We start from the raw sequence: 1,690 nt of genomic DNA on the forward strand, positions 1-1,690 counted from the left end.
CCCTTACGCTAGCCTCTCTAGCCGTAAGGGTGGTTGGTCATTTATAAATTTATTGCCTTATAGCGGACAAACCTAACTTACTTTTTGAAAATACCGAATGGCGCACCAAGAGGTAGAAAAACACGACCGAAATGAGCATTCAGGACAGAAGCTCCACAGCCATATAGTGAGACGATAGCAATTCCCATTTCGGCGTAAGCTGCAAGAGTATGAAAGATATGTGTCGCAATACCAAAGGCATCGAAAGATAAGCCTAAGAATAGTAAATCAATCAATACAAAAATGATAAATAGCACTTTATGGGTCTCCATAGCACCGATGGTCATAAATAATGTGAACACCAAGTAACCAATGAATGCAAACCCCAATTGCTTACCATCTATATCTCCCATAAGTTCAGGTCCGAATACACCAAGTTTCATTAGCCAACTGCTTGCAACACCAAGCCAGAATAGACCGTAGGCCCCAAAAGCTGTCATTCCGAATGTGTTATTGTGTTTGGCGTCTTGAACACAAGCGAATAATTGGGCTAAGCCACCTAGAAAAATAGCCCAAGGGATAATGTAGCTGAACCCTGAAGTGAGCTCAAGCTTTTGTGATGATGCTACAAGCGTGACGATGGCGAGTCCAAATAAGCCAATTCCGCTAGGATCTGCACTTACGATTTGTACTTTTTGATTAGTTTGTGATGATGACATAGAAGCCTCCAAGTAATTAATTATGGGACTGAAAGGAGTAACGTTACATACGTCCAAACAGCCTTGGACATCATACCATAAAGCAGGTCTAAATGGTGTGAAATAATAGTATTAAAGAGGCGAACTTATGTACAATTTCAAAAGAAATGTTTGAATTCGTTCTGAATTGGGTAATAGTAGATATGCGTGATTCATTAGCGTAAGAAACTGATTTAAACCAGGAGGAATTTACTATGACATCTCATTCAATTACAGCTGAAAAAAGAACAGAAAAACAATCTTCACTAAGAGACTTGAGAGCAAGTGGGCGGATTCCAGCAGTAGTATATGGATTGAATACAAACAGCCTATCGGTACATGTTGATCATAAAGAAATGATGAAATTAGCTCGCACAGGTCGTTCAGAGATGTTTAAATTACATGTTGAAGGCATGGATGATCTATCTGTTATTATTAAAGATTTCCAGAAAAAAGATGGCCAATGGAGTCATGTAGACTTCTTGCAAATCTCAGAATCTCAGCCTCTTCGTGTAAGTATACCAATTGATTTCCAAGGTGTTGCAATTGGAAGTAAATCAGGCGGTGTGGTACAACACTTGCTGACCGATTTAGAAGTTGAAGGTCTGCCTTCTAAACTTCCGTCTACGATAGAAGTAGATGTGTCTCATCTTGAAATGGGAGACAAACTAATGGCTTCAGAAGTGAAATTGCCTAAGGGTGTAACGTTGGCATCAAATGGAGAAGATCATTTGCTTGTTGCGGTAACTGCTCCACGTGCAGTGCTTGAAGAAGATGCTGAAACAACGGAAGAAGTTACTCCGAGTAATACAGCAGAAACAAAAGAATAAAAGGCCATTAGAATTAACGAATTTTAATATTGACAAGTAAGAACCCCGGTCATCTTGAAGTGACCCCTGTCAAGTAGACAATTAACAAAAAGCAATATTTAAGCAGCCTGAGTCCTGTATTCGTAGGGGCTCAGGTTGTTTAGT

2 protein-coding genes are annotated in these 1,690 nt (G+C 39.7%); one reads left to right on the forward strand and one right to left on the reverse strand.

Annotation, left to right across the window (positions count from 1 at the left end):
* Nucleotides 1–77: 77 nt before the first annotated feature.
* A complete protein-coding gene (locus PBAT_RS08005; protein WP_068648356.1) occupies nucleotides 78–698 on the reverse strand; it encodes an acetate uptake transporter in 621 nt (206 codons plus the stop codon).
* A gap of 233 nt (nucleotides 699–931) precedes the next feature.
* Between PBAT_RS08005 and PBAT_RS08010 the strand changes: the two genes are divergently transcribed.
* A complete protein-coding gene (locus PBAT_RS08010) occupies nucleotides 932–1,546 on the forward strand; it encodes a 50S ribosomal protein L25 (RefSeq protein WP_068648358.1) in 615 nt (204 codons plus the stop codon).
* The last annotated feature ends 144 nt before the right edge of the window (nucleotides 1,547–1,690 follow it).

Source organism: Paenibacillus antarcticus (assembly GCF_001637225.1).
Classification (GTDB): domain Bacteria; phylum Bacillota; class Bacilli; order Paenibacillales; family Paenibacillaceae; genus Paenibacillus_AQ; species Paenibacillus_AQ antarcticus.

Coding starts and splice junctions, on each gene's coding strand:
- PBAT_RS08005 (WP_068648356.1), bottom strand. CDS start 698: ATGTCATCATCACAAACTAATCAAAAAGTACAAATCGTAAGTGCAGAT.
- PBAT_RS08010 (WP_068648358.1), top strand. CDS start 932: ATGACATCTCATTCAATTACAGCTGAAAAAAGAACAGAAAAACAATCT.